Here is a 6,234-nt window from a genome sequence, read left to right as displayed (position 1 = left end):
TGGTGATGACGGGCACCGTCCCGCTGTGCGTCCTGCTGGCCGCCCTGGCCTCGCCGGTCATCGGGCTCGTGTACGGGGACCGCTGGCTGCCGGCGGCAGCCGCGCTGCCCTGGCTGATGGCGCTGGGGCTGGTACGGATCGGCTGTGAACTGGCCTACGACTGCCTGGTGGCCATCGGCCGGCGCCGCTCCCTGATCGGTGTCCAGGGGCTCTGGCTCGCCGTCCTGATCCCCGCCCTGGTGATCGGTGCGGGGGCCGGCGGGATCGTGGGGGTGGCCCAGGGGCACGTCCTGGTGGCCTGCCTCGTCGTGGTGCCCGTGTTCCTCGTCGCACTGCATCGCGGCGGCGTCGGCCTGGGGACCGTGGCACGGGCCTGTGCCTGGCCCTTCCTCGGCGGCGCCGTGATGGCCGTCGTGGTCCTCGGGCTGGAACGGCTCCTCGGTGACGGGGTCCTCGCGCTCCTCGCGACCGGGGCCGCCGGAACCCTCTGCTACGTCCTGTGCGTCCTGCCCGGCCTCGGCTTCCTGCGCGGCTCCCCGCGGGCAGGGGGGTAGGCCCGGTGGCACGCGACCGAAGGCGCCTGAGGGCCTGGCTGCTGGCCGGGCTCGTCCTGGCCGTCGTCCTGGCCCTGTACGAGGCCGACCGGACCGGCGTGGGCGAGCCGTCGGCCGGGCCGTGCCCGGACAGCGCCCTGCAGTGCCCCGAGCCCGGCCACGGCTCCGGACCGCAGCCCTCGTCTTCGTCCCCGTCCTCCGCGGACCCGTCCGCCCCGGGCGGCCCGGGCCCCTCCGGGAGCCCGGCGTCCCCCTCCGCCTCCGTCTCCCCCTCGTCCCCGCCCGCGCCGGGAGCCGGCGGGGCGTCCCCCACGGGCCCCTGCCCCTCGCCGGGTGCCTGCGGGTTCCCCGACGCCCGCACGACCGGCCCGCGGATCGCGCTGGAGCGGCACGACACGGGCGACATGTCCGTGAAGACCGACGGCACGGTCATCAGGGGCTGGGACATCCACGGTTCCCTCGACGTCTACGCCAACGACGTCACGGTCATCGACAGCCGGATCACGTCCGCGAACTGGTGGGGGATCAACCTGCGCCCCGGCTACAGCGGCCTGCGCGTACTGCACACCACCATCACCGCCGTACCGGGCAAGGGCCCCGACAACGGAGGCGTCGACTACGCGGTCTCCAACATGGGCGGCAGCTCGGTCGAGGTCGGCTGGTGCGACGTCTCCGTGTTCGGCAACGCCCTGTCGATGGGCCAGGGCGACCTGCACGACAACTACGTCCACGACATCGTCGCCTTCCGCAACCAGGGCGGCGAATGGCAGCACACCGACGCCGTCATCAGCGGCGGCGGCAACAAGGGCCGGCTGACCGTCCGCCACAACACCCTGCTCAACCCCGTCCCCGTGGACCGGGGCGCCAGCGCGGCCATCGGACTCTTCGCGGACACGGGCAGCGTCTCCTCCGTGGTCGTGGACGGCAACTGGCTGGCCGGCGGGGCGTACGCCCTCTACGGCGGCGGGCCCGGCGCCACCGGCATCCAGGTCACGGACAACGTGTTCTCCACCGAGTACCACGTCAACGGCGGCGCCTACGGGCACGTCACCGCCTGGAACGAGGGCGGCGCGGGGAACGTGTGGCGGGGCAACCGCACGGCCGACGGCCGGCCCGTGGCCCCCGCCCCCGCCTCCTGAACAGCCCGCCCCCTGACGACCGGACCGAAAGGACATCATGCGCCGCATCGCCCGGGCCCCCTGGGAACTGCTCAAGCGGGCCTTCGGCTGGCTGGTGCTCTTCGAGGCCAGGAACAAGGTCCTGCTCGCGCCCTCGGCCGTGCGGCTGCGCCGCTTCGAGGACGCGGAAACCACGCGGCTCGCCGCCGTCCTGGGCAGTCCGCCGGCCGCCCTGGTGGCCACCGTGATCGCCACCCACCGGCGCCCGGACGCACTGCGCGCGGCGGTCCGCTCCGCCCTGGAGCAGACGGTGGCCGATCAGGTGGTCATCGTCGTCGACGACGGCGCGGGACTTCCCGAACTCCCGTCGGATCCACGGCTGTTCGCCGTGTCGCTGGCCCGCAACACGGCCACGGCGGGGGTCGTGCGCAACGTGGGCCTGCGGCTGACCCGTTCGCGGTACGCGGCGTTCCTGGACGACGACAACCTGTGGGAGCCCGACCACTTGGAGCGGGCCCTCGCGGTGCTGGAGGCACCCGGCGGGCCCGATGCCGTGTACACGGCGCTGCGCCGGGTGCTCCCCGACGGCTCCGAACGGGACGTGCTGTCGGTGCCGTTCGACCGCCGCCGGGCCGCGCACGAGGCCTTCCTCGACACCAACGCCTTCGTGGCCCGCCGCACCCGGTCCCTGTACTTCAGCCGGCTGCGGCGCACCCCCGAGGTGCTGCCGCGGGAGGACTGGGAGCTCGTACGCCGCTACGCCCGCCGCCACGAGGTGCGTCACGTGCCCCGCGCCACGGTCCGCTACCTGGTCAACCCGGAGAGCTTCTACACCGCCTGGGACGGTCCGGCGCCCTCCGGGTGACGGGTGGCCGGGCCGCTTCGGTCAGGGCCCGGGCGTGGCCCGCAGCGCGGACGGGCTGGCCAGGGCCCGCGCGGCCGCCAGGCTCGCCGGGCGGCCGAGCACCGCCCGTGAGGTCTCGCGCAGCAGTACGGCCCCGCGGAAGGCGGCGGTGGCCGCCGCCCCGTGCCGACGGCCGTAGAGCCGTACCCGGTTGAGGGTCAGCAGCGTCCACAGGCGGGGTGAGACCTGCGAGTCGCCGCCGAGGTGGACGGCCGAGGCGGCGGGTTCGAGACGGGTCGCGAAGCCGCGGTCCCGGGCCCGCAGGCAGTACTCGGTCTCCTCCGAGTAGAGGAAGAAGGACTCGTCCCAGGTCCCGCAGTCGTCCAGGCAGTCCCGGGAGAGGGCCATGAGGGCGCCGGTCGCCCAGTCGGCGACGGTCGCCCGCGCGTACGCGGCCGGGTCGGTGACCAGCTCGCTCCACCGCGGGAAGCGACCGGCCCGCCGGTTGCCGATCACCGCCTCGCCCAGGGCCCGCGTCACCCGCGATTCGCGGCGCAGCGAGTGCTGGAGGGCGCCGTCCTCCTCGTACAGCAGCGGGACGCTGATCCCGACCCGGCGGCCGCCGGCCAGGGGGGCGTCGAGCGCGTCGACGAGGAGTGCGGCGCAGCCGCGCCGCATCCGGATGTCCGGGTTGCACACGAGCGCGGCGCGGAAGCCGTTCTCCCACGTGGCGGCGGCTTCCAGGGCGGCGTTCACCCCGGCCGCGTACCCCGCGTTGCGGCCGGTCTGGACGACGGTCGCATCGGGGGCCAGCGAGCGGAGCAGGTCGACGGTGTCGTCGGCGGAGTCGTTGTCGGCGACGACCAGGCGCCAGTCGAGCCCCGCCATGCCCTCGGGCAGGGAGGCGAGGAACTCGGGCAGCACCCGGGCACTGTTCCAGGTGACGACGACGACGGCTACGGGACCGGCTGCGCCGGTTCGGGCCGGCGGGGCCGGGTGGCGGCGGGAGGACATGGGGACTCCACGGTTCGGGGCTTCGGCGCGCTGCGCCGGATGAAGCCGAGGTAACTGCCTCCGGCGGCGATCGTCAGGAAGAACATCCCGGCGAACATCGGGAAGCTGAGGGCGTCGAAGGTGGCGCTGCTGACGAGGGCGACGAGGGCCGAGGCGAAGAACGCCTGGCCGAGTTCCCGGTCGGATTCGCCGGCGGCGAGGCGGCGGATGGCACCGCCCTGGTGGATTCCGGTGAAGAACAGCGCCAGGAGGGCGAGCAGGCCGAACAGGCCCATCTCCGCCAGGGTGAGCATGTACTGGTTGTCGGTGAAGAAGTAGAGGTCGGGGGTGAAGGTCCCCAGTCCGCGCCCGAACAGCGGGCGCTCCTCCAGGTAGGGGACGATCGCGCTGTACTTGACGGTGCGGGCCTGGGTGCTGCTGTCGGAGTTCGACAGGAAGGACCCGAACAGGGTGGTGATGGTGCCGATCAGGCCGGGCACCAGGACCTTGAAGCAGGCCACCGAGCCCAGCAGCAGGCCGATGGCGGTCCAGCGCCGCTGCGGCTTCCAGCGCGGCACCATCACGAGGACCACGATGAGCGCCCCGATGATGGAGGTCCGCGACACGGTCAGCGGCAGGGCGCCTCCCATCAGGACCACGGGCCCCCAGCGCCGCCACCGGCTGAGGTGGCTGCGGACGGGGTCGAAGGCCTGCTGGACTGCGAAGGGCAGCAGCAGGGCGAGCATGCCGCCGAACTCCAGTGGCTGGGCCGTGGTGGAGCGCGGCCGGGTGAACGCCCCGCGGTCGAGGGTGGTGATCTGCGCGACGCTGGAGTGGAGTCCGGGGATGCTGATGTGTTCGGCGATGTTCGTCGCGGTGAAGAAGTCGTAGTAGCCGATGGCGGCCACCACCGAGGCCATCACCACGGCCCGCCGCAGCAGGACGTCGAGGCGGGCCCGGTCCTGGATGCCGGCCGAGACCAGCACCACGATCGAGACCCAGACGAGCAGTCCGATCAGGCCCCGGTCCGCGCCGAGCACCTCCTTGTGGGTGCTGCTGCGGGTGGCGTCGGCGAGGTACGAGGCCAGGACCGAGACGGCGAGCAGCCACGTCACGACGCGCGGCAGCCGGGTGCCCGGGGCCGCGCGGATCCGGCCGGTGAGCCAGGTCGCCAGGTACCAGAACAGTCCGAGGAGGGCGAACACGTTGGCGGGGGTGCCCACGCCGCCCATGCCGGGCAGGGTCAGGTTCGACGGGATGAAGAAGGCGAGGCCGAGGTAGCCGCTGAGCAGCGCGGCGGCGTCCGGTGCCCGGCCGGGCAGCCTCCTGCGGGCGCGCGCCTGTGCGCCGGCCAGGGCGGCGGCCTCGCGCCGGCGCCGGCGGGCGACGAGCAGGGTCTCCGTGACGAAGGAGAGCGTGAAGCCGGCGGTCACGCCCGCGATGACGACGCCCAGCACCTGCTGGTAGCGGCTCTTGAGCTGGGGCACCGGGGTCTGCGGGAGCACCACGGGCGCCGTCTGCACGAAGTACGCGGGCTGTACCTTGGCCGCCGCCTGGAGCGCGTTGAGCTGTTCGCCGGCGAACGTGGTCAGGGTGCTGGTCTCCTGGAGGACCTTCGCCCGGTCGGTGCCCGTGACGGTCAGGGTGAGCATGGGCCCCGAGGTGTTCGCGGCGAAGCCGACCGTGTAGGGGTCGGTCACGCCGAGGCCCTGCAGGTCGCGTGCCGCGTCGGCGCCGGAGAGGGTCCTGATCAGCACGTCGGCGGTCACGACCAGTGAACCGCCCGCGTTGGAGATGGGGTTGCCGAAGGCGGGGGCCAGTTCGGCCACCGCGGTGGAGTCGAGCAGGGCCACCGAGCTCTGCGACTGGTACGCCACGGGCACCGACCGGTACAGGTGCAGGCCCGCGAGGAGTCCGATCACCGTCAGGGGCACCATCACGTACCAGCGGCGCCGGAGCACGGCCGCGATCTCACCGATGCTCACGAACGCCCCCTCGTGACTGCCGGAACCGATGGCGGGCCGCCCCGCGTCCTGGAAAGATCGCACGCGACGGAAGGAATGCTGTGTCGCCTGGTGAGTTGTTCCGTACGCTTCGCCGCCGCTGGTACGTCCTGCTCCTGGTGGCGGTACTCGCGGCCGCCGGGGCGCTGCAGGTGCTCCGCCCCGAACAGACCTATGTGAGCACGGCGATCGTGGTGCTCAAGCCGCCGGTGACCGGCAGCCAGCCCAACCAGCTCGCCAATCTCCAGCCGCCGCTCGCCGCGGTGTCCTACGCGGCGGTCCAGCAGCTGGAATCGCCCGCCGGTGCCGCCGAGTTGAGCGCCGCGGGGGTGACCGGCACCTACCGGCTGATCCCGCGCAACAGCGGTACGAGCGTCACCCCCCGCTATCTGATCCCCTCGCTCCAGGTGCAGGCGGAGCACGCGGAGCCCGCCGCGGCCAACCTGGCCGTGCTGAAGGTCGTCGAGGCCTATACGAAGCGCCTCGCGGCGATGCAGGCCGAGCAGCAGATCCCGGAGCGGGCACGGATGAGCGTGACCCTGCTGGTGCCGCCGACCGCGGTGGCGCAGACGGGGACCAAGAGCCGCGCGCTGGCCGGGACGGCGCTGCTCGCCGGGGTGTGCGGCGTGGCCGCGGCCCTGTGGACCGATCAGCTGGTGACGCGCCGGTCCGCAGGAGGGTGCCGGGGCCGGGAGCAGGATGCCCGCGGCCGTGGCCGCGGG

5 protein-coding genes and 1 pseudogene are annotated in these 6,234 nt (G+C 73.7%); 4 read left to right on the top strand and 2 right to left on the bottom strand.

Features of this window, described 5'->3' with window-relative positions; all coding sequences use genetic code 11:
* The 3 genes and pseudogenes from ACFXA3_RS32025 to ACFXA3_RS32015 all read left to right on the top strand — a co-directional run.
* Positions 1 to 554, top strand: a pseudogene (locus ACFXA3_RS32025) (lipopolysaccharide biosynthesis protein); the annotation flags it as partial.
* A gap of 5 nt (positions 555 to 559) precedes the next feature.
* The gene (locus ACFXA3_RS32020) at positions 560 to 1,693 is read left to right on the top strand and encodes a hypothetical protein (protein WP_385192509.1); all 1,134 of its coding nucleotides are present in this window, start codon (positions 560 to 562) and stop codon (positions 1,691 to 1,693) included.
* A gap of 37 nt (positions 1,694 to 1,730) precedes the next feature.
* On the top strand, positions 1,731 to 2,537 hold the full coding sequence (locus ACFXA3_RS32015) for a glycosyltransferase family 2 protein (protein WP_385192507.1): 807 nt from the start codon (positions 1,731 to 1,733) through the stop codon (positions 2,535 to 2,537).
* 21 nt (positions 2,538 to 2,558) lie between these two features.
* Here the strand turns inward: ACFXA3_RS32015 and ACFXA3_RS32010 are convergent, their stop codons facing one another.
* Positions 2,559 to 3,530, bottom strand: coding sequence for a glycosyltransferase (locus tag ACFXA3_RS32010; RefSeq protein WP_385192504.1), 972 nt, complete (start codon positions 3,528 to 3,530; stop codon positions 2,559 to 2,561).
* Positions 3,473 to 5,494 carry an O-antigen ligase family protein gene (locus ACFXA3_RS32005; protein WP_385192501.1) on the bottom strand — a complete coding sequence of 674 codons (2,022 nt, stop codon included), beginning with the start codon at positions 5,492 to 5,494 and terminating at the stop codon, positions 3,473 to 3,475. Before ACFXA3_RS32005 ends, ACFXA3_RS32010 begins: the two co-directional genes overlap by 58 nt.
* Before the next feature lie 95 nt (positions 5,495 to 5,589).
* Between ACFXA3_RS32005 and ACFXA3_RS32000 the strand changes: the two genes are divergently transcribed.
* On the top strand, positions 5,590 to 6,234 hold a 645-nt coding region (locus ACFXA3_RS32000), incomplete at its 3' end, for a hypothetical protein (protein ID WP_385192499.1).

This window comes from Streptomyces sp. NPDC059456, assembly GCF_042750055.1.
Lineage (GTDB): Bacteria > Actinomycetota > Actinomycetes > Streptomycetales > Streptomycetaceae > Streptomyces.
This window is presented reverse-complemented; position numbering and strand designations above follow the sequence as displayed.